At 45.9% G+C, this 22060-nt stretch carries 20 protein-coding genes; 9 read left to right on the forward strand and 11 right to left on the reverse strand.

Annotated elements, in window-relative coordinates:
* Positions 1–113: 113 nt before the first annotated feature.
* Both QUB12_RS07955 and QUB12_RS07960 read left to right on the forward strand, forming a co-directional pair.
* Positions 114–428, forward strand: coding sequence for a DUF2499 domain-containing protein (locus QUB12_RS07955; RefSeq protein WP_006632397.1), 315 nt, complete (start codon positions 114–116; stop codon positions 426–428).
* A gap of 16 nt (positions 429–444) precedes the next feature.
* Positions 445–864 (forward strand): lysozyme inhibitor LprI family protein, encoded by a 420-nt coding sequence (locus tag QUB12_RS07960; protein ID WP_333141384.1) that lies wholly within the window; start codon positions 445–447, stop codon positions 862–864.
* Between the two features lie 73 nt (positions 865–937).
* On the opposite strand, the gene QUB12_RS07965 is transcribed toward QUB12_RS07960, so the two are convergent.
* Positions 938–1801 (reverse strand): DUF4037 domain-containing protein, encoded by an 864-nt coding sequence (locus QUB12_RS07965; RefSeq protein ID WP_333141386.1) that lies wholly within the window; start codon positions 1799–1801, stop codon positions 938–940.
* A gap of 267 nt (positions 1802–2068) precedes the next feature.
* Between QUB12_RS07965 and QUB12_RS07970 the strand changes: the two genes are divergently transcribed.
* Genes QUB12_RS07970 through QUB12_RS07980 form a run of 3 tightly spaced genes read left to right on the forward strand, consistent with a single transcriptional unit; the run spans position 2069 to position 7101 of the window.
* On the forward strand, positions 2069–4729 hold the full coding sequence (locus tag QUB12_RS07970; RefSeq protein ID WP_333141388.1) for a DNA polymerase III subunit alpha: 2661 nt from the start codon (positions 2069–2071) through the stop codon (positions 4727–4729).
* 1 nt (position 4730) lies between these two features.
* Positions 4731–5519, forward strand: coding sequence for an LAGLIDADG family homing endonuclease (locus QUB12_RS07975; RefSeq protein WP_333141390.1), 789 nt, complete (start codon positions 4731–4733; stop codon positions 5517–5519).
* Positions 5503–7101 carry a helix-hairpin-helix domain-containing protein gene (locus tag QUB12_RS07980; protein ID WP_333141392.1) on the forward strand — a complete coding sequence of 533 codons (1599 nt, stop codon included), beginning with the start codon at positions 5503–5505 and terminating at the stop codon, positions 7099–7101. Before QUB12_RS07975 ends, QUB12_RS07980 begins: the two co-directional genes overlap by 17 nt.
* Here QUB12_RS07980 and QUB12_RS07985 read toward each other — a convergent pair.
* From QUB12_RS07985 to QUB12_RS08000, 4 genes are all read right to left on the reverse strand, one after another.
* The gene (locus QUB12_RS07985) at positions 7078–9168 is read right to left on the reverse strand and encodes a serine/threonine-protein kinase (RefSeq protein ID WP_333141394.1); all 2091 of its coding nucleotides are present in this window, start codon (positions 9166–9168) and stop codon (positions 7078–7080) included. The genes QUB12_RS07980 and QUB12_RS07985 overlap by 24 nt on opposite strands.
* Positions 9169–9493: 325 nt before the next feature.
* Positions 9494–9832 carry a DUF3593 domain-containing protein gene (locus QUB12_RS07990; RefSeq protein ID WP_333141396.1) on the reverse strand — a complete coding sequence of 113 codons (339 nt, stop codon included), beginning with the start codon at positions 9830–9832 and terminating at the stop codon, positions 9494–9496.
* A 297-nt stretch (positions 9833–10129) separates the two neighbouring features.
* Entirely contained in the window at positions 10130–10780 is a 651-nt protein-coding gene (locus tag QUB12_RS07995) for an ATP-binding protein (RefSeq protein ID WP_333306292.1), read from the reverse strand.
* Positions 10781–10959: 179 nt separating this feature from the next.
* The gene (locus QUB12_RS08000) at positions 10960–11088 is read right to left on the reverse strand and encodes a hypothetical protein (protein ID WP_333306294.1); all 129 of its coding nucleotides are present in this window, start codon (positions 11086–11088) and stop codon (positions 10960–10962) included.
* Between the two features lie 277 nt (positions 11089–11365).
* Between QUB12_RS08000 and QUB12_RS08005 the strand changes: the two genes are divergently transcribed.
* On the forward strand, positions 11366–12109 hold the full coding sequence (locus QUB12_RS08005) for a pentapeptide repeat-containing protein (RefSeq protein WP_333306296.1): 744 nt from the start codon (positions 11366–11368) through the stop codon (positions 12107–12109).
* Positions 12110–12213: 104 nt separating this feature from the next.
* Here the strand turns inward: QUB12_RS08005 and QUB12_RS08010 are convergent, their stop codons facing one another.
* From QUB12_RS08010 to QUB12_RS08020, 3 genes are all read right to left on the reverse strand, one after another.
* Positions 12214–13500, reverse strand: a complete 1287-nt coding sequence (locus QUB12_RS08010; RefSeq protein WP_333306298.1) for an alpha/beta fold hydrolase — start codon at positions 13498–13500, stop codon at positions 12214–12216.
* 142 nt (positions 13501–13642) lie between these two features.
* Entirely contained in the window at positions 13643–15103 is a 1461-nt protein-coding gene (gene gatA / locus QUB12_RS08015; RefSeq protein ID WP_333306328.1) for an Asp-tRNA(Asn)/Glu-tRNA(Gln) amidotransferase subunit GatA, read from the reverse strand.
* Between the two features lie 759 nt (positions 15104–15862).
* A complete protein-coding gene (locus QUB12_RS08020; RefSeq protein ID WP_333306300.1) occupies positions 15863–16033 on the reverse strand; it encodes a hypothetical protein in 171 nt (56 codons plus the stop codon).
* A gap of 159 nt (positions 16034–16192) precedes the next feature.
* Here QUB12_RS08020 and QUB12_RS08025 point away from each other — a divergent pair, with 159 nt between their 5' ends.
* The 3 genes from QUB12_RS08025 (at position 16193) to QUB12_RS08035 (ending at position 19049) form a co-directional block, all read left to right on the forward strand.
* A complete protein-coding gene (locus QUB12_RS08025; protein WP_333287548.1) occupies positions 16193–16648 on the forward strand; it encodes a helix-turn-helix domain-containing protein in 456 nt (151 codons plus the stop codon).
* Positions 16649–16861: 213 nt separating this feature from the next.
* Positions 16862–18163 (forward strand): serine hydrolase, encoded by a 1302-nt coding sequence (locus QUB12_RS08030; protein ID WP_333306302.1) that lies wholly within the window; start codon positions 16862–16864, stop codon positions 18161–18163.
* A gap of 55 nt (positions 18164–18218) precedes the next feature.
* On the forward strand, positions 18219–19049 hold the full coding sequence (locus QUB12_RS08035; protein WP_333306304.1) for an alpha/beta hydrolase: 831 nt from the start codon (positions 18219–18221) through the stop codon (positions 19047–19049).
* A gap of 134 nt (positions 19050–19183) precedes the next feature.
* Here QUB12_RS08035 and QUB12_RS08040 read toward each other — a convergent pair whose 3' ends face one another.
* From QUB12_RS08040 to QUB12_RS08050, 3 genes are all read right to left on the reverse strand, one after another.
* Entirely contained in the window at positions 19184–19462 is a 279-nt protein-coding gene (locus QUB12_RS08040; protein ID WP_333306306.1) for a DUF1816 domain-containing protein, read from the reverse strand.
* A 296-nt stretch (positions 19463–19758) separates the two neighbouring features.
* The gene (gene rlmB / locus QUB12_RS08045) at positions 19759–21192 is read right to left on the reverse strand and encodes a 23S rRNA (guanosine(2251)-2'-O)-methyltransferase RlmB (protein ID WP_333306308.1); all 1434 of its coding nucleotides are present in this window, start codon (positions 21190–21192) and stop codon (positions 19759–19761) included.
* A 254-nt stretch (positions 21193–21446) separates the two neighbouring features.
* Positions 21447–21902, reverse strand: a complete 456-nt coding sequence (locus QUB12_RS08050; protein WP_333102974.1) for a ribonuclease III domain-containing protein — start codon at positions 21900–21902, stop codon at positions 21447–21449.
* Positions 21903–22060 lie beyond the last annotated feature (158 nt).

Below are 22060 nucleotides of genomic sequence, written 5' to 3' on the forward strand. Positions count from 1 at the left end.
TAGATCTAAAATCTAAAATCTAAAATCTAAAATCGACTGACTCATCATATTTTATATGACAGTTGCGTAAGTCCCGATCGATAAATCTTTCATCTTCCTTCACCATACAAAAAATGCACGCTTTGTCAATTCCCACCTGGATTATTCACGTCTCTAGCGTCGTCGAGTGGATTGCCGCCATCTGGTTAATTTGGACTTACGGCGAAGTCACTCAAAACCGAGCTTGGTGGGCCCTTTCCGCCGCAATGCTGCCCGCTCTCGTCAGCGCTATGTGTGCCTGTACATGGCACTATTTTGACAACTCTCCCGCCCTAGAATGGATCGTTACCCTGCAAGCCGCGATGACTCTCATCGGCAATTTTACTTTGTGGGCGGCAGCTTGGTGGATTTGGCGATCGGCTCAGCCAGCAGAGAAAATTAAAGATTAAAAAAAGGAGAAACTAAGTGAAAAATAGCACTATTTGGGTAAAATTTGTCGCAAGTTTGCTGTTGTTGACAGCCGGATTATTGCTTCCCAGCCAAGCGAGCAACATTCCCGTACAAGTCGCCCAACAACCTAACTGCAAAAGTCCTCAAACCACGCTAGACATGAATATGTGTTCTAGTCAAGAGTTTGAGGCGGCCGACAAAAAGCTCAATCAAGTCTATCAGCAACTGCAAGCAAAAATCAGCAGTAGACAAAAGCAGAGGTTGACTGCGGCACAGCGTACTTGGATTAAATTTCGAGATGAAAATTGTGAGTATGCAAAAGGGCAGTTTGAAGGCGGTAGTTTGGCGGCTTCTACCTACGGTTATTGCAGGGCCAGAGTGACGCAAGAACGGATTAAAGATTTGGAAGGTTATTTGAAACAAGCAAATTTGTAAAAGCTCGATCGATATTTAGGGGTCTACACAGTGCTAACCCTAGGATATGGAACTATGGTTTTTTTGCACTTACCTAGTTAGCGAAAGAATTAGTAGCAATTAAACCTGCCTCAATCAACAATCCATCGAGACTGTCCACCAGTCCATCAAGACAATGTAAAATTTGCCGATCGCCTGCAGGTAACGAAATAGAATTAGTTAGACTGTGAATCTGCCTCTCCAAATCTTCCGGCAATTTTGAACACAAAGCTGTTGCCCTTTCTACCAGACGCTTTTCGCCCGGATGAGGGATAGAATTAACAGCAAAAACAATATCAAAATAACTGCCTAAAAAAGCTGCTGTTCGATGGATAATACTTACTGAATCGCGGCGCAAAACAGCGGATTCTAGCTGGTGGCGAAATGAAAAAATCTGGTGGCGCAAAATCGGATAATTTTTGGCAATTATTGCTTGACGGAGTTGTTCGGGATAAGGTCGATCCACATTGGCTTGCAATTGCTGAAACCAACCGTCTCTGTCATACAATGATAATGAGGTGAGAACGTTCCACCAAAAACAGGTTGAATAACCTACTGATGCTTGATGTTTGACCAGGATGCGATCGAGTTCTTCTTCGATCCATTCGGGCTTGCGGTACATAATATCTATACCGCAACCAGTGTTAATATCTATCCACTCGTCACCGGGTTCCCAAAATTGATTGTTGATGGCGATGCGATCGGAAAATTGTCTCGCTATCGCCTCCCGTATGTCAACAGAAATTTCATCTTTAACATACACGTAAAAATCAAAATCAGACGACTCATCCGTAACTATAGTTGTTCGAGAACCTGCTAAAACGACGGCTACAACTTGAGGCAAACTGCTAAACTGCTGCCCAATAGTTTGAGCCAGTGGGGGAATTTCTTCGAGAGCTAATTGATAATTGTGCAGCATTTAATTACCTTGCTTGGCACTTAAAAAATTCCAGCTAATGCTTAACTCTAGCACTCAATATTTTAACGCATAACTGTGAACTCGTAACTCAACAATTGATAATTGTTAACAAATACGGCGGAGGCGAACTGATGCGTTGCGACATCGTATCCCCACCAAAATTATCTCAAAAGTAACATAAAACTTTGTTTTTTTATTTTACCCTTTGACACGCGGATAGTGTAGAATCTAAAATCTAAAATCTAAAATCTAAAATCTAAAATCCCTATGTCCTTCGTTGGTTTGCACATTCACAGCGATTATAGCTTACTAGATGGGGCTTCTCAGCTACAGCAGCTCGCAGAACGGGCGGTGGAATTGGGGATGCCCGCGATCGCCCTTACTGACCACGGGGTGATGTACGGGGCGATCGAGCTAATCAAAGTTTGCCGAAATAAAAATATCAAGCCGATTATTGGCAATGAAATGTATGTCGTCAACGGCGACATTGAAGTAAAAGTTCGAGGTAGAAGAAAATACCATCAAGTTGTTTTAGCTAAAAATACCCAAGGTTATAAAAACCTCGTCAAACTAACCACAATTTCCCATTTAAAGGGAATGCCTGAAAGAGGTATTTTTGCCCGACCTTGCATCAACAAGGAACTGCTAAAACAATACTCCGAAGGTTTAATTGTTACCAGTGCTTGTTTGGGTGGCGAAGTTCCCCAAAACATTCTGCAAAACAAGCTAGATAAGGCCCGCGAAGTCGCCAAAGAGTATCAAGAAATATTTGGGGAAGATTACTATTTAGAAATTCAAGACCACGGTTCCCCGGAAGACCGGATTGTTAATGTTGAAATCGTTAAAATTGCCCGCGAACTCAAGATTAAAATAATTGCCACCAATGATTCTCACTATATTTCCTGCAACGACGTAGAAGCACACGATGCTTTGCTGTGCATTAACACCAACAAACTGATTGAAGAAGACAAGCGGATGCGCTACAGCGGTACTGAATATCTTAAGTCCGCAGAGGAGATGGCGCAACTGTTTCGAGATCATTTGGATGATGAAACAATCAAAGAGGCGATCGAAAATACCCTAGAAGTCGCAAATAAAGTATCGAGATACGAGCTCACAGGAGAAGCTCGGATTCCCACAATTCCAATTCCCCCCGAACATACAGCCGATACTTATGTAGAAGAAATATCCTGGCTGGGACTGTTAGAACGCCTCAAAGCCCGCACCAGAAATGAAATCCCCCCAGTCTACAAACAAAGACTAGAATACGAACTGAAAATGCTTCAGCAGATGGGCTTTTCAGAATACTTTTTAGTAGTTTGGGACTACATAAAATATGCGAGAGACAACGATATTCCAGTAGGGCCGGGACGCGGTTCGGCCGCAGGTTCTCTAGTGGCCTACGTCCTCAAAATCACCAATATAGACCCCGTACATCACGGACTACTATTCGAGCGATTTCTCAATCCCGAACGGAAATCCATGCCAGATATTGATAGCGATTTCTGCATAGAAAGGCGGGACGACATGATTAAATACGTTACTGAAAAATATGGTAGCGACCGCGTAGCGCAAATTATTACTTTCAACAGAATGACATCAAAAGCTGTCTTGAAAGATGTTGCCAGGGTGTTAGGTATTCCCTACAAAAAAGCCGACGAAATGGCAAAATTAATTCCCGTGTCCAGGGGAAAACCGGAAAAACTTAAAGTGATGATTTCCAATGAAACACCTGCACAGGAATTTAAAGACAACTATGAAAATACAATTTGCATAAATGCAGAAACAGGTACTGAAGTCCCAGTTCGTCAGTGGATTGACATGGCAATTCGTATTGAGGGAACTAACAAAACCTATGGTGTTCACGCGGCAGGTGTGGTAATTTCTTCCGAGCCGTTGGATGAACTTGTACCGCTGCAAAAGAATAATGAGGGGGCTGTGATTACCCAATATTTCATGGAAGATTTGGAATTTTTGGGGCTGCTGAAAATGGACTTTTTGGGATTGAAAAATTTAACAACGCTCCAGAAAACTGTTGATTATATTAAGCAAACCCAAAATCTAATTGTAGATCCAGAAATGTTACCTTCTGATATAGAGCGCAGAGCTCAAGAGACTTTTGGCCGAATCAAAAAGTTACCCGATGATGTAGATAAAACCTATAGACTTTTAGAAAGAGGAGATTTAGAAGGTATTTTTCAGCTAGAATCATCGGGAATGCTGGATGTAGTGAAAAAACTCAAACCTTCCTGTCTGGATGATATTTCTTCTATTTTGGCACTTTACCGACCTGGGCCGCTGGATGCAGGTTTGATTCCTCAGTTTATTGACTGCAAGCACGGTAAAACAGTTGAGTACGATCATCCGCTATTAGAGCCGATTTTAAAAGAGACTTACGGAACGCTTTGCTTTCAAGAGCAAATTATGCGGATGGCTCAAGATTTGGCGGGATATTCTTTGGGGCAAGCTGACTTGCTGCGGCGGGCAATGGGCAAGAAGAAAGCTGATGAAATGCAGAAGCAAAAAGAAACGTTTATCGACGGCGCAACTAAGAATGGAGTCAGTCAAAGAATAGCTGATAAACTGTTCGCACAGATGCTGCAATTCGCGGAATATTGCTTGAGCTATGACACGAAGATATTGACTGTGGAATATGGGCCGATGGCTATTGGCAAAATTGTTGAGGAAAAAATTGAATGTACTGTTTATAGTGTTGATAGCAACGGTTATATTTATACACAGTCAATTGCACAGTGGCATCGCCGGGGGCAGCAGGAGGTCTTTGAGTATTGCCTGGAAGATGGCTCGATAATTCGCGCCACAAAAGATCACAAGTTTATGACTGTTGGCGGTCAAATGCTGCCCATTGACGAAATCTTTGAACAAGGATTAGACTTAAAACAAATCAACTCTAGCTCAGATATATAAAATGTATCTCGACTATAGGCAGCTAAAATCGGAACACAAGGAACAAATCATTTCTGCTTTTAATCACGGCATGGAGTGTCGAGACATTCCTAACTACCTTGGTGTGAGCGAAAGAGCAGTTTCAAGGGTTTTAAAAGAAGCCGACATTAATACTAAGCGGCGAAACCGCTATACTTTAAATGAGAGCTATTTTGATGTAATTGACTCTCAAGCTAAAGCTTATTTATTAGGATTGATAGCTGCTGATGGCTGCGTTACTCAAACTAATTATGTAGCTTTTGAATCTATTGACAAAGAACTTACAGAAATGCTCAGCATAGAGCTACAATACTCTGGTGAAATTAGAGTTATTCAGCCTCAAAATTATGCTCCTCACTACCGAATAAATTTTTCTTCTGAAAAGCTGGCCAGCTCTTTACAGGGCTACGGCATCATAACAGGAAGAACTTTTTCGGAAGTTACCTATTTCCCTAACTTAAAATATTTAGGGTCTTATGTGTTAGGCTATTTTGACGGTGACGGTTGTGCTTATGCAAACAAAGGTAGAAGTGGCGGTTTAGTCTGCATTGTTGGTTCCTTTGAATTTGCCCGCGAACTAGCAATGCACCTAGGGATGGGTTCTGTACAAGAGCATCAATTAAAAAAAGTTTATTATTGGAGAATCTTTAGTCGAAAAAATATACAAGCATTCTATGATTTTGTGTATCAATATCCCCGCTTGGGATTGCAACGAAAGAAAACTAAAATAGAGGCTATTCTCAGGAGTTACAAACATGGTAAAAATTATTAGTCGAAAATCCCTAGGAACTCAAGAAGTCTATGACATAGGCGTTGAACGAGAACATAACTTTATCCTAGAAAATAGTTTGGTGGCATCTAACTGTTTTAATAAATCCCATTCAATGGCCTATGCCTATATCACGTATCAAACTGCCTATTTAAAGGCGAATTATCCTCTAGAATACATGGCTGCGCTGCTGACTGCTAACAGGGGCGATCAGGATAAAGTACAGAAATATATTGCCAATTGTCTCAAGCTGGGTATTGAGGTGGAGCCGCCCGATGTTAATAGTTCGGAACTTACTTTTACACCGATGCCGAAACAGATGACTGGCGCTGCAAAAGATAAAATTTTGTTTGGAATTTCGGCTGTTAAAAATGTGGGAGAATCGGCAATTGAAAATATTTTGGCGGCGCGGCAGGAAGGAGGTAAGTTTAAATCGTTGGCTGATTTGTGCGATCGCGTAAATCTCCATTCTGTCAACCGCCGCGCTTTAGAAGCATTAATTCAATGCGGTGCTTTTGATAAAATTGAAAACAACCGCAAGCAATTAGTAAACGACCTCGAAGGAGTGATGAAATGGGCGCAAGAGCGCAAAAGAGACCGAGAAAGCGGCCAAGGCAATCTTTTTGACTTGTTAGGTGCGAATAGCTTCGGGAAGTCAGTCAATACCTATGAGTCCGCGCCCAAATCTAAATTAATAAAAGATTATGAAAAACAGGAGAAATTGCGTTTAGAAAAAGAACTGCTTGGCTTTTATGTGTCAGAACATCCCCTAAAGTTTCTCATGCAAGTAAACGAAGACCCCGATGTTGTGACTCTCGAACAGTTAGCAGATAAAAAGGGGAAAGTATCAGTTATTGTCATGCTCAGCGCTATCAAAATGGTAGTGACAAAAAAAGGCGAGGCGATGGCAATTTTGCAATTAGAAGATTTGACCGCTCAAATAAAAGCTGTGGTGTTCCCCAAGGCTTACGAACAAGTGAAACCTTACATTGTAGAGAATGCTATCTTACTGATTAGTGGAAAAATAGAGAAAGATGGCGAGGAAATTCAGATAATTGTAGACACTGCAAAGCCCGTTGAAACAGTACAGGTTGAAGAGGAAATCGAGAAGGCGGAACCGGAAATAAATAACCATTGGCCGGCGGAACCAGTCAACGTTGTACGATCGACAAAACCTGTGGAAGTTTTAGAAATGGTGATTGTCAAGCTTACACTGCAGCAAGTACAAGACGGCGAAAAACTCAATGACCTCAAAGCCCTTTTGGAAGAACTTTCCTATGGGGGAGAAGATGCTAGCGTTTCTGTGGGGGGAATTGTTGTCGGTGAATATTCGTGTCAACCCTTTCGCATTAACCGTCAATTGTGGGTGCAAGATGGCGAGGGAACTGTTAGCCGTCTCAAGTCGGCTAAATTTGATGCTTGGGTTTTTCCTCTAGACAATCGCGGGGAGGCTGCGGTGTTTCGAGAAATGCGATCGCAACTTAATGTATATTCTTGGGCCAGTCGTTTACTTGACACTGACACCGATCGCCTTCACAAGTATGTCACTTATCTCGCCCAACTAAACAGACGCCCGCCAAACTAACACTTCGCCGCCATCCCCACCGGTGACTAAAGTTTGACCGTCTGGACTAAAAGCCACCGGATTGCACCCAGCAAGAGAGCACAAACATTCTCCTGTTTCCAGGTTCCAGAGTTTAACTGTACCGTCTCGGCTGCCACTAGCCATAGTTTCGCGATCTGGACTCATCGCCACCGAAATCACCGCATCAGAATGCCCCCTCAAAGTATTAATCAATTCCCCTGTATCGGCATTCCACAATTTAACAGTAGCGTCGGCACTTCCACTGACAATCGTCTTTCCATCTTGACTAAATGCGATCGCATAAACCCAATCTGAATGACCGACAAAAGTCCGTACACTCTCCCCAATACCTACCAGCCACATCTTGATAGTTGTGTCAGCACTACCACTGGCAAGCATCATACTTTGAGGGCGAAAACTAACAGATAAAACCTTGTCAGAATGTCCCGAAAGTTTTTGAACCAATTCTCCGTTGCGCTGATTCCACAATTTAATACTCTTGTCGCCGCTGGCACTCGCGATCGCTCCAGAGTCGCAACTAAAAGCCACCGAGTACACGGGGCCGTATCGGTGACTGTACGGCGAACCAAAATCGCTGTAAAATTCGCGAATCATCGCCTTTTTATCCAGCTTCCACTCAATGACTTTTCTGTCAAAACTGCCGCTAACCATCATTCTCCCGTCTGGGCTGATTGCCACAGCATCAACCGTTGCGGAATGGCCGAAAAAAGTATGGATGAATTCACCTGTTTCCAGGTTCCACAGCTTAATTGTTTTATCATCGCTGGCGCTAGCGAGAATATTGCCTTGAGGATTAATAACCACAGCATTAACCGAGGCTGAATGACCGTGGAGAATGCGATCGCACCGCCAGTTATTAGACGACAAAAATGTCGGATTGCCAGCGGATGGCGCAACATGAATCTTGGCGGGCGGCGCGGCTGAGACGGCGGTTGCTTTATGGGGCTGCGAGTTAGTTACTGGCGAATTAATAGCTATTTTCGTGGGCGAATTATAACTGATTTGAGAGCGGGGATATTGCCCAACATTTACCAAGTCTTGCAAGACTTCAGCAGCGGATTGATATCGCTCTCTTACCGAATCTTTGAGCAATTTATTCAAAATAGTTGCTAATTTTTTGCTGACTTTTATGCCTTTTTGCGCCAGGTGCGATCGCCAAATCCATTTGCATTCCAAAGCATCGAACAAATCCTTCAGTACCGCCCCTGTTAGCAGGTGAATGCAGGTAACGCCCAAACTGTAAAGGTCGCTCGCCGGATACGCCTTGCCGCTGCGAATTTGTTCGATGGGCGCATAGCCAGCAGTTCCAGTTATCGTTCCAGTTTGCGCCTCAGAAAGGCCGGTAATGTGCTTAGCAACTCCAAAATCTACGAGCACAAACTGACCCCCCCTGGCCTTGCCCTCTACAGCAGGAGATTCAGCGACAATTATCCCTTTCATACCACCAGAAGATGGAGGTAAATTTGCCCCTCCTTTTCCTTTACCAGGAGTTGAGGTGCCATATCCCGCCGCCGCCCACAAGGTTTGGGGAGTTCTTCGCAGAATATTTTCCGGCTTAATATCCCGATGAATCACCTGCTGCTCGTGAACAAATTGCAAAACAGGCAACAAATTGATCAACAATTCCCAAATCTGTTCCTCGCTAAAAGCTCCCCGCTGCTGCAACTCCTGAAACAAATTATTTCCATCGATTAACTCTTCCACAAGATACAGACGTTTGGCTTGTTCAAAAGAAGCCAGCAAACTTGGAATTTGCGGGTGTTCTCCGAGTTCGTGTAGTCGGTGAGCTTCTTGTTTGAACAGTGCAGTTGCCTTTTCTAATTCAGCTTTTTCTTGTACTTGGGGGAAAAATTGTTTGATGGCGCAGGGAGTTTTCAACCTATCTTCATCGACAGCTAAAAAAGTTCTGCCAAATGTTCCTTCACCGATAGGTTGAATGGCGCGATAACGCTCTTTCAGTAGCAATTTAGAGCCGCACGCCAGACAAAACTTGGTTGAGTCAGGATTCTGCGGCTTTTGGCAATGGGGATTGAGACAATAGCTCATCTTTTTTTCTGCCTGGAGATTCCCACCACTGCTAAACTTAGCAACATGGTAGTCTGTTTCCACTCACGCCCAGAGCACCATTCTCGATAATACCTGAGAAACTCGCTTTCTTAACCCAAAATCTCGGCTCTCAGGTTGAGCCCGTGGCAAGAAACCAAGGTGACGACACTAAAAGTGCTTGATGTGAGTTTCCATATATTGTAGTGCTTTCCTAAAATTTTGCAGGTTGGCGGAGCACAAACTGATAGGTCAACACTTAACTGTTAACTACGGCTATTCTGGAGCATTTCTGCAGAGAGCAAATACCAAACTGAGGTGATCCCGGCTATTCTCCCCCATCTAAAAGACACTCTTGCTCCTCGTCGCCCTTCTGTGACGATGCTTTGGCTTTAATCACCGCTTCTCTAAAGCCTAAAACTAATAAAATATTGGCAAGTGTTAAGAATAGTTCCGCAGAACCGTGCAGCCAATCGACATTTGCTAGTGACTCGTTGTAGGCAACTTTTGCGTAAATTGCGGCGGGAATAGTCACCGCTACAAAAACGAGAGTGCCGTAAAAGCCCATCAGAGCTAAACGGGGTGTTTTTCCCGATCGAGTCAAAAACCAGAGAAATCCCAAGTAGGGAAATAGAGACAGAACAAATAAAGTTTCTTTGGAAATCATTAGTAATTGGTGAGCGACCAGATACTATGATAAATTAAAAGCTCAAAAATTAGTGTGAATAATTTTTAACTTTTAATGTTTAGTTTTTAATATTTAATTAGACAGATGCACCCGTTCCAATCGAACCGCTATAGCGTCACCCAACACCATAGCTCTTAACCCAAGCCGCAGCAGGTTGGCGGTATTCAAAACCCCTCACCGACGCGGAGACAAAACCCGTAACTTTTCCCCTAACACCGTTTTTAGAATAACACATTTTTCACCGTGCCAGTCTGTTAATTGTCCCTCACCCCAAAGCTACCCAGCAATTAGGAATAGAGACGGTTCCAAAGTTTTTTGTCTGCTAGGCATCAAGCAAGCATCGTTCAAAACTTCTAAATCCAAGCCGTTATTTCTATCTGCTGCCCTAATTTCCTTTAGCTTAGCATCAAAATCAAAACACGGCCCGCAATCCCAAACTTTGAGTTCCAACCGTCCGTTAAACACCATAATTTCCAGTTGAACAGGAGTTTCTACTGGCAACTTTTTGTGAGCGTGGCGAACTGCATTAGTGAAACCTTCAGCCAACGCCAACTGAAACTTACACCAAACCTCATTGGGGAGCGATAAATATTTCAACTGCTCAAACCACAACAAAACTTGAGTTAAAGCATTGACATCTGTGTTGACTTGCAGGCTAATATGTTGAACACAAGTTTCATACAGCTCTTCTTCCTGCTCTGTTTCAGTCTGCCAATCCCAGGTGTTTAATAAATTCATTAACCCATCTAAAACGCTAGCATTTTTTATATTTTGCGATCGATTGCGACCTTCTACTTCGTAACTTTTACTCAGCCACAAACAATTTCGATTGTCGAGAGTCCGGGTGTAACTGATCTCGTCTGCAATCTGCCACATGAGTTTGATCCCCCGGCCACCTTCTGCAAGTTGATCTATGCTGTTCGACATCTATTTTCCTCGTCTGAAAGTATTAGCTGTACCCAATTTTCCTACCCGCCGAGACATTTGGTATTTTTTTGATACTGGCTTGCTCAGTATTATTTCGGGGATCACACAAAAATGCTATCTTTTTTAGAGAAGGCAGCGCATCAGCAATATGTCTTAAGAGTCTAAGCCAATTGGCTTATTTACCGATCGCCTGTACGGAGAACGATCGCCCTCGGCAGCAAAATCCAACTGCATCCATTACAAATACTTATCCGTTGTCGGAGTCGGTCACTTGCCGCAGCCGTCGCCAGCTCCAGAATCCCTGGCATTTAGCGCATCCGGCCGTTCGCCGTTCGCTGCCGGGGAGCCTTGATGTGCGGGCTTTCATCCCCAACGCGTAAGTAATATCCGTGATGGCGATCGAACCTTACACCGTCGAGTCGCGTCCATCCACTAGACTAGGACTTACGCAAACAACCCTGTTTCTGCTCAGAATATTGGGTTGGGCAGCGAGGAATTAACGAGGAAACCGGGTTTTTGGCCCCCCGCACGTAAGTCCAGCAGACAAATCGGTGATGAAAGGCAGTTACAGGACTTACCCAGACTATGACCAAAATCAAACTGAAAATTCTGACTGCAGCGATAATGCTACTCCCATTTTGCGCCGCACTTCCCTTACAAGCTCAAAATCTGTCTCTAGTCAAGCGGCTGCTAGAAACCAGAGGATGTCCCGGATGCGACTTATTTGGCGCTTCCTTGAGCCGTGCAGATTTGTTTGGCGCTTCCTTGAGCCGCGCCACTCTCAACAGGGCCGACTTAGTTGATGCCGACTTGACTGCGGCTGACTTAATGGAAGCTAATTTAAACAACGCCAACATGAGAAACGCCTTTTTGGCTGACGCCGACCTCAGCAAAGCTGACATGAGCAGGGCAGACATCAGGGGAGCCAATTTAGAAAATGCCAACCTCAGCGAGAGTTTTCTGCGAGACGCATCGCTCCAGTTGGCTAATTTAAAATGCAGTAATTTGAGCGCCGCTAAACTAAGTAGAACAGACCTGAGAAATGCCGATTTAAGCGGTGCAAATCTCAGGGGGGCCGACCTCCAAGAAGCCGATTTAAGCGGTGCAAATCTTAGCGGTGCCGACCTACGATCTGCCGACTTGAGGGATGCGAGATTGAACAAAACTAATCTTACAGATGCCAATCTCTGCGGCGCCCGGATGCCGGATCGAAAAACATCTCGGCGCGGCTGCGAAGTTAAGAAAGAACAAGCTATAAGCGCGAACAATTACTGTAATTACTGCTATGCCTTAAATGACTGGTGGCTGAATGTATTAAGGTTGTACTAAGCGGTATCATCGGGATAACTGCTCCGCTTGAGATATCTACTGTTAGAAGGGCGAGCAGGCGGTACAGCTATCAAACTTAACCTGTTACCGCCAATAGCTTTTATCTACTGTGAAGAACCTAAAAATTGGCTCAGTATTTGCAGATATTCTGCGCCCCCGATATGTGCCACATTAGTGTGACCTCCGTCAGGAACTATGTACAACTGTTTGGGCTCAGGTGCTGCATCAAACAGTTTTTTGGTCATTTCCACTGGAACTACATTGTCAGCAGCCCCGTGAATAAACAGCACAGGCATTTGCAGGCGATCGACTTTTGAAAGAGAATCAAACCGCTGTGTCAGCAAAAAATCGATCGGAAACATCCAAAACAGCCCTTTTTGGAAATTCACCATCGCCCGCGTGGAAGTAAAAGAGCCTTCTACAATTACCCCTGCCGCCTCCGGGTGACGCACGGCTAGATCGATCGCGATCGCCCCTCCCAAAGAATGACCGTAGAGATAAATTTGATTCGGGTTAATCCCCCGCTGTTTCACCAAATAATCCCAAGCAAGCTGAGCATCCTCATAAACCTGAGATTCACTCGGAAAATCGCCCTGGCTTTTTCCATAACCACGATAATCCATCACAAATACCGACAAACCTAACCCATGAAATCGATAAGCGTGTTCGACATTTGCTCCCACATTTGAAGCATTGCCGTGTAGATACAAAACTACCTTCCCTAGCCCCAGGGCGGTTTCATTCTTGGTAGGGGCCGTGCCCCCGTGCCGGCCCTTTTTGCCAGAAACCCCCATTCGATGGTTGGTGGCGGGGGTAGGCACGGGGGCACTACCCCTACAAAAACCTCGTTTTTGGTGAGAATCAAACAGCCCTGCCCCTAACCCCCCCTTGTTAAGGGGGGGAACCGGAGCGACGGCCGGTCTCTCACTTTGCGGGGACGTTCCGACTCCTCTAGCTCCCCCCCTTGGCAAGGGGGGGCTGGGGGGGGTATCCAAGTCTGGGGTGTTAACAGAGGGAGAGGGAACAGCCTCCCCCTTTCTTGCTCCCCCCCTTGGCAAGGGGGGGCTGGGGGGGGTATCCGAGTCTCCGGTGTTAACAGTGTTAACAGAGGGAACAGCCTCCCCCTTTCTTGCTCCCCCCCTTAGCAAGGGGGGGCTGGGGGGATTTTCCGAGGCAGGAATCCACCACCCGTGCACGCTGTCCACCGCGCCTGTTTTAGTTGAAATTGGCAACCAAACATCTTGATATTTCAACTGAAAAGCATCTGGCGTAGTTTCGATCGCGCGCGCGGGAAAAAAGATAAACTTACCTTGCGCTACAAAGAGGAATACACAAGCAGCAGAATAAGCAACGGCCAAAACTATCCCAAAAGCTATTAGCGATTTAGACAAAAGGAATACTAGCAGATTGTTCATAGATAGAGCACGCGGGAAATTAGATATCGCTCAAAAGCTAATGGCAAATTATTAATTCAGACAATTAGCCAAGATCGATTACTAACCTCCGCCACCGTATTCCGCCGAGTTTCAAAAATTAATGCAATTCGGGGTGGTGTAAGTGCCAATTCGTAGACTGTTCGTAAGCGTGAGCCACCTGAAACAGCCGAGATTCTTGCAAAACATTACCAATCAGTTGTATACCCACGGGCAGTCCTTTATCATCAAATCCGCAGGGCAAACTCAACGCTGGCAAACCAGCAAGATTCACGGGAATAGTCATCAAATCTGACAAATACATACTCAGGGGGTCATTGAATTTTTCGCCTGCCTTAAATGCGGTAGTAGGAGCAGTGGGACAGACTAAAACATCAACTTGAGAAAAAGCTTTTTCAAAGTCTTCTTTAATCAAAGTCCGAACTTTTTGAGCTTTTAGATAATAGGCATCGTAATATCCAGCCGACAATACGTAAGTGCCGATCGCAATCCGGCGTTTAACTTCCGCACCGAACCCTTGAGAGCGGGTTTTGGCATACATATCCAAAAGATTATCGGAGTCGGGAGACCGGAAACCGTACTTGACTCCATCATATCGCGCCAAATTTGCCGAAGCTTCCGAGGGAGCAATAATGTAGTAAGTGGGCAAACCGTAGCGGAACCGGGGACAAGAAATGACTTGAATTTCTGCGCCCAATTGTTGAAATTGCTCGATCGCCTTAGTAACAGCGTCTTTAACCCCGGAGTCCAGCCCTACACCAAAAGTTTCTTTAATTACACCAATTCTAATCTGACCCTTCGGTCGCAAACTGGGTCTTAAAGCTTGAGCGTAGTCAGGAATTGGGACATTAAGACTCGTGGAATCTCTCGGATCATAACCGGCGATCGCCCCCAACAAAATCGCCGAATCCTCAACAGTCCGGCCAAAGGGCCCGATTTGATCGAGAGAAGAAGCATAGGCCACCAAACCGTAGCGAGAAACCAACCCATAAGTCGGTTTCAGCCCCACCAACCCGCAAAAAGCAGCAGGTTGGCGGATTGAGCCCCCAGTATCCGAACCCAAACTCACGACGCATTCTCCAGCGGCTACCGCTGCGGCAGAACCGCCAGAAGACCCTCCGGGCACGCGCTCCAAGTCCCAAGGATTCGCGGTAACTTGATAGGCAGAAGTTTCTGTCGAGCTCCCCATTGCAAACTCGTCCATATTCGCCTTACCCACAATCACCGCACCGGCTGCTTGGAGTTTCGAGACGACGGTGGCATCGTAGGGAGGCACAAAATTCTCCAAAATCCGAGAGGCGCAGGTTGTGGGAACGCCCTCGGTGCACATATTATCTTTAACGGCGATCGGGATGCCGGCCAACAGGCCAATTTGCTCTCCGGCTGCGATTTGGGCATCCACTTTATGGGCCTGCGCCAATGCGCTGTCTGCCGTCACGCACAGAAAGCTTTTCAACTTCGGCTCTAGCTGGGTAATTCGGTCTAATGCTTCTTGAGTAATTTCCACAGCAGAGCGTTCTTTATTGACCAGTTGTCGGTGCAACTCGCGGATGGATGCCATGCTCGTACCTTTATCATTTCTACTTTGAGACAATACAGTTAATATAACTGGCAATTGTACCTGCTTACAGCCCGAAGGCAAAGTCGGCTATTTTTGTGGCGAAAGTTCGAGCCTCGAAGAGGGCTCCGCTAACGGGCGATCGGTCATTTTATATACAATAGATTAAATTCCCAAAATCCCACGGGCCACCAAATAGCGATCGAGTTTTTTACCTAATTTTTTAACAAACCAAGAATGCAACTGTATCAGGACTGATGCAAAAAGTGGTTTGACCCGATATTTATATGAGTAAGGGGTAAGGTGTGCAATGCGACCCCTACATAATTAGGTTCGGTCTCCAAGAATGTCTATGCAAGATCGCAATCATTAGGAAATCAGTCATTCCAAATTCTGTAATCTAAATTCTAAAATATTACAGCCCAGTTTGTCCTCGATGCAACCCAGGATTTATGGTAGAAAAATATAGTATTAAAAATTAACTCATCCTAGATTATGACTGCTTTATTCCGGGAACTATTCAGACTCTAATAAAATTTTTGTTTTAACCAATTCCCAATTGTGTTAGATTAGATATATTTAATGTAGCATATGAGCCTGATTTTTTAGGCAATTAATCGCGTCCTGAAACTCACGCAAAAGATGAACGAAAAAGAGAAAATGATGCTAAGAAAATATTAGAGTATGGCGGTCTATACCCTAATAATTAGGGTCAGATTATGAAGAGCAGTTTTTTAGTCAACAATGACTGAAAGTTATCAGTCAGCCGAGTGAATTAATGGCGGCGGCGCGATCGAAGAAAATAGCGATCGACCTTTTCCGATCCACGCCCATTGTGCCAAAGGTCAAAAAGCCTGTCAGAAATCTGAGGTTCACAAAAAAGCTCGGAACGCTCACCGCCACGCCGAAGTCTCCTGTTGCGCGCACCTGCAAAAAAACAGCAGTCCTTCCTCAAATGCGACTAGCTGCGTGCATCTGGGGTAAAAAAAGCTACTTATTTGCCCGAACGATCCCCAGGAAAATAATTTCATCCGGAATTATCCCCAAAACCAAAGATATATGGTAAGAAGTTCCCGATGCCCCGTTGGAGGAATGCCACCTAAAGCTCACTTAGAATCCCACCTGACGGCAGAGGAACTCAAAATTCGCTACCGGCAGGCACAAAACACCACAGAGTCGCGCCGCTGGCACTTGCTGCTGTTAGTGTCCCGAAATTGGACTATCAAACAAGCAGCCCAAGTCGTAGGCCTCAACTACGACTACGCCAAAGAAATTGTCCAGCGCTATAACCGAGAAGGGCCTAACTCTGTCAGAAACCGCAGCGGAGACCGCCAGCCCCCTCCTGCAAAATCCTTGCTGAATCCTGAACAGCAAGAAGAACTGCGACAAGCCCTGCTAGGCCCTGCCCCCGACGGCGGAGACTGGACAGGCCCCAAAGTCGCTCACTGGATTGCCGAAAAGATCGGTAGCGATCATGTCTGGCCCCAACGCGGCTGGGATTACCTCAAGCGGTTGGGTGCTGACTGGCGACGGCGGCGCAGAAAGTAGATAGTTCCCAATATTTAGAGGGGGTTGATTGCCTTCGTGCGATCGCTCCCTTTATTTTAGTTATCTTGCCACATTGGCGCGAGCGAACTATTTTAGATTTCAGATTTTAGATTGAAGAAAAAATCTAAAATCTAAAATCTAAAATCTAAAATCGTTTGACTGATGTAACAATAGCTGCTTATATAGAATTTGGTTGTGTTGAGGATGTTAAATATGCCAGAACTCAGGCGTTTTTTGTCGATCGCCAACAAGATGGCGGCAGTAGTAGCCGGCATTGGACTGGTTCAGATGTTAACCATCGCAAGTTCATTCTCTCAATCATCTAACCCACGTTCCCTAGACGAACTCTACAAAATTCGCGATGGGCTAATCGCCGAATTAGAAAAACCCTCCTCTCCCTCCCCAGAACCAAGCATCCTTTCCGGCTTAGTTCCCTTCGCAGCCAATCCTCAAGAACAACTGCTACAGCAGTTGCAAGCAGTAGAAGCTCAAATATTAGTAGAACAGAGGGCTAAGGACAACTTACAGCAAGCAGTCCGTTTAGCCAACAGAGCCGTAGAAACTAAAGGGCAGCCAAATAAGTCGATCGAATCTTCGCAGCAAACTCAATTTTTCTGGCATCAAGCCCTCAACAACTTGCAGGAAGTTCCTCAAAATTCATTTTTAGCTTCCCTCACTGCCTCAAAAACTCAAGAATACCGGGAAAATTTAACAGCAGCAACCTTTCAAGTGCAGCAAGCAAAATCTGATTTGTTGGGTGCGCTTGCCAGGGAAAGCGGTTTGTCGGCTCAAGCTTCGATCGGCATTTGCAACCTTTCTAGAGAGTGCGTAAACCTCCGGGGCGATGTGCCTCCTGCCAGTCCGGCCAGCTTAATTAAATTGCCGATTGCTGTCGCCCTGATGCAAAAAGTCGAAAAAGAAAAAATTAGTCTGAACCAGGAAGTATTAGTCACTCGCGGTAATTTCACCGAAGACGCATCGGCAAAGATTAGGTCTAATCGCAATTACCCGCTACAGCTACTGTTAGAAGAAATGATCTATCGCAGCAGCAATATCGCCACCAATCAACTAATCGATTATTTAGGTTCGGATTACATCAATCAATATTTAGATAATAGCGGCTACGAAGTCACCCGCGTCAACTTCAAATTAATGGGGGAAAGAATTATGCCCTCCAACCCCGGTTCTGGTCGCAACCGCCTGACTGCTAACGAACTCACGGAAATGATGGTGCAAATTTACAACGGCGAAACACCCGGTGCTAAACTGTTAATAGAAACTCTCAACCGCCAGTACGATCACGCTCTGGGATTTGCCGCTTTAAAAGGAACTAAAGCTCAGTGGTTGGGCGAAAAAACTGGCCAAAATTCGCGGGTACTCGGCACAACTTTAGCGATGAGCATTGACGACGAGGCCTATGTGATTACTGTGATTGACAGCCGCAGCGGCGAGCTACAAATGCGCCAGTCTATTTCTAAAATTGCCGATTACATGGTCCGAAACCCCAGCTTTTAAGCGCTGGAATATACAATTTATAGCGGGGACAACGCACCGCCCAAACAGTTAAAAAATGCCGCATCAACAACTCAGTGTTTCCGTCAAAGGCAAAGGGTTTCCTATTCTCTGCTTGCACGGCCATCCAGGTTCCGGCGATTGTATGTCGGTCTTTACAGAACACCTATCAAAGCGGTTCCAAACGATCGCCCCAGACTTGCGCGGATACGGCAACAGCCGCACCTCAACTTTCTTTGAAATGACCGATCATCTGGTCGATTTAGAAGCACTATTAGACAGATTAGGAGTCGATCGGTGTTTGGTGATCGGATGGTCTTTGGGAGGGATTTTAGCCCTAGAATTAGCCATGAAATATCCCCAGCGAGTCACCGGTTTGATTTTACTTGCATCCGCAGCCAAACCGCGAGGAAGTCATCCTCCCATCTCTTGGCAAGATAACCTTTACACCGGTTTAGCCGGAATTATAAATTGGGTGATACCGGGTTGGCAGTGGAATATTGATACTTTTGCTAGGCGATCGCTCTTTCGCTACTTGATACAGCAGCATACCGCCACCCCTTACCGCTACTTAGCACAGGCAGGTACCCCCGCCTACCTAAAGACTTCCAACACGGCCACCAAGGCGTTAAATACCGCTCTGAGGGCTGGATACGATCGACTGATCCACCTGGGCGACATTCAATGTCCCAGCTTGGTGCTCGCCGGAGAGGGCGATCGGCACATCACCTCAGCATCCAGTTTAGAAACCGCCCGCCACCTCCACGATTGTCAGTGGCAGTGTTATCCCAATACAGCCCACTTGTTCCCTTGGGAAATTCCCGATCGGGTACTCGCAGACATCGATCGTTGGATGGAGAGTCACCCCGAAGCAGTGGGCAATTGCTAGTCTTAAGTTTGGAGTTTGTCAGAAGGAATTAATCACCCAACACTCAACAGTTTTGAAGTTATAAATCACAACTCAAAACCGCACAGCGTTGCGAGGGAAGCGTAGGCCTCTCAAAACTCAAAATTCCCCTGCTTCTACTGACTGCTCAAAACCGGCCACAGCCCTCCATCACCAAGCTTTCCCAAATCTTCTGCAACTGTCAAAGTAATTGGTTTGCAGCGGTGAATCGAAACACTAACACCTTCTGCCCCTTCATTTTCTATGTCTTCTACATATCCTGCTTTTGCAGCTTCCGCCTCTCCATTGGTTAAGAACGGGCCAAAATAGTAAATGCACCGCGGCGCTGAAGTTTTAACTTCAACCCACCAAGCCAATCCGAAAAAATTGAGCAAGCTAATCAAGAATTCTTTCATCTGCTTTTCTTCTAATGTATTTGACGGTGTTTTCAGGGTGCTGCGAACACGCCTAGGCTTTTGTTATTTACACGTGGCTGACTGCTACCAAGGACCGACACAAATCTATTTAAATATATCTAAATAGATTTGTGTCGAATTCCTGTTTGAACCTAGGGGCCAGGCCCCTTCTACTTTCGCCTGAACAAGTAACGACAGTCGATCGGCTATCCTTACTTGTTCCGGGTGTGGTGCTGCTCAATTCTGGGCAGCATTCACAATAAACTACTCTGTTGTGCTCTTTTTTTCAAGCACCTTTACGATCCGTGTACGTGAAACTTTTTGGGCCCGCGCTGACGGTAAATTTCGTATAAAGCCATCCCCGTTGCTACCGAGACATTCAGGCTAGGAGTATGGCCCCTTAAAGGAATTGAAACTAATCCGTCACATCCGCGCTGTATCAAAAGGCTCAAACCGTCAGCTTCACCACCCACCACTAAAACAGTGGGCCCGGAGAACTTGACTGTCTCTATAGATTGACCGACGCCTGCTGCAGTCCCATAAATCCAGAATCCAGCCTCTTTGAGTTCTTCCAGCGCCCGGTTAAGATTGACAACCCTCGCCACGGGCAGGCTTTCCAATGCCCCTGCTGCCACTTTTCTCACTGCTGAGGTAATCCCAACAGCCCGTCGCTGCGGAATCACCATGCCCTGAGATCCCAATGCTTCTGCGGTGCGAATAATCGCCCCTAGATTGTGCGGGTCGTTGAGTCCTTCTGCTACCACAATTACTGGATCTTCGCAAGCCGACTTAGCCTTTGCGATCAGTTCGCTCAAATCCAGGTATTCGTAGGCTGATACTTGAGCTGCTACGCCTTGATGGTTTGCTTTGCGCGTGATGTAGTCGAGGCGCAAATCGTCAACTTCGTCAATGATGCTGCCGTTGGCTTTGGCTTCGGTTAGCAAGCTGTGAAAGCGGGGATCGTAGCGCAGGTGGGGGACAACCCAGATCCGGTTGAGGACTTGGTTTGTTTCTAAAGCTGCTTGCACCGCATGGCGGCCGTAAATCATGTCGTCTGTGTCTGCGTCTGGTTGCACGACTGTATTTGAGGCAGTGTCAACAGGGCGAGTGTCTCTGTCTTTGTCTCTGTCTCTGAAATGGTTGCCCCGGAATTCCTGCGGGCTATTGTCTTTGTCTCTGTCTTTGTAATAATTGCCCCTCGATTCCTGCGGACTGCTGTCTCTGTTTCTGTCTCGGAAATTGTTGCGGGCCGGCTGCGGGCTGCTGTCTCTGTCTCTGTCTCGGAAATTGTTGCGGGCCGGCTGCGGGCTGCTGTCTCTGTCTCTGTCTCTGTCTCGGAAATTGTTGCGGGCCGGCTGCGGGCTGCTGTCTCTGTCTCGGAAATTGTTGCGGGCCGGCTGCGGGCTACTATCTCTGTCTCTGTCTTGGTAATAATTGCCGCGGGATTCCTGCGGGCTGCTGTCTCTGTCTTTGAAATGATTATTTCTGCGAATTTCCGGTTGGCTGTCGGAATCGACTCTCCGTTTGAAAATTGCTCTCACGGGCATTTCTCGCGATTGCGGGGCGAAGGTCGATCGCTTTTGAGGGGCGTCTACTCCGCGAGTATCGGGACGGGGCTTGCGTTCAAAGCGGGGAGAGGATGGTTGTGAGTCCTGACGGCGGCCTTCGCTTTTGAATGGCTTGCTGTCGGAATTCGATCGCGAAAAGTTGGGTTTGGTAAATTTTCTCATTGGTTTCTTGTGGTCAAAAGGTTTTGGCTGAAGGCTAGTCGATTGTAGATTGTAGATGTGAGATTCTTGATTGAGGGAGCAATCTTTGGGCTTTGAGATTTGAGATAGTCTAGCGAGGGAGCAAGGATTTTGCTGTGTTCAAATAGCTAGTTAATAACTGATAAATCTTGTTTTGCCGATCGAGATTTTTGCGGTTTTATGTTAGCCGTGCCAGGATGGTTAATTCATCCCTCCCCATTCCCAACTCTTAACTGCTAAATCATTTCATTCTCAAGTTCTAAAAGTGCCAGAATCTCGGTCAATCTTTCGGGATCGGTGAGATACAAATATCCGATCAAAGTTTCTAAGCTGCTGGCTTGTTGGTATATCTCTGGATCTGCTCGCTTAGAACGGCCTGCAGCAGCATTGCGGCCGCGCTTGACAATTGCTAATTCTGTACTGTTCAAGTAAGGAGAGAGCGATCGCAAGTGACGCGCTTGAGTTTCGGCTCGTACTTGCCCCACCACCAATTCGTGATAAGCTTGCAATCTTCTGGGCGGGACTAAGTACGAACTCCGAATGTAGAGTTCGTACACTGCATCTCCCAAATATGCCCAGGCTGCGGGCGAAATTCTTTCTATTTCTGCTGGTGTAGCCCTCGCAGGATGCACTCGATTTAAACTGATATCCGTCAGACTCAGTTTGAGTCCGTCATCTGCGATCGGCGACATACTTTTTTAAATAAAACTTCCGCACAGCTTGGTTTTTCTAGTCACTTACTTATTGCGTCTTTCACTACTTCAGCAATTATAGCTTTTACAGGAGTGTTCGCTGTCCGATCGCGAAACGAGATATATAGGCAAAGCTTGGCGCGACGATCGCACTCCTA

Source organism: Microcoleus sp. B7-D4, from assembly GCF_036705125.1.
Taxonomy (GTDB): Bacteria; Cyanobacteriota; Cyanobacteriia; order Cyanobacteriales; family Microcoleaceae; genus Microcoleus.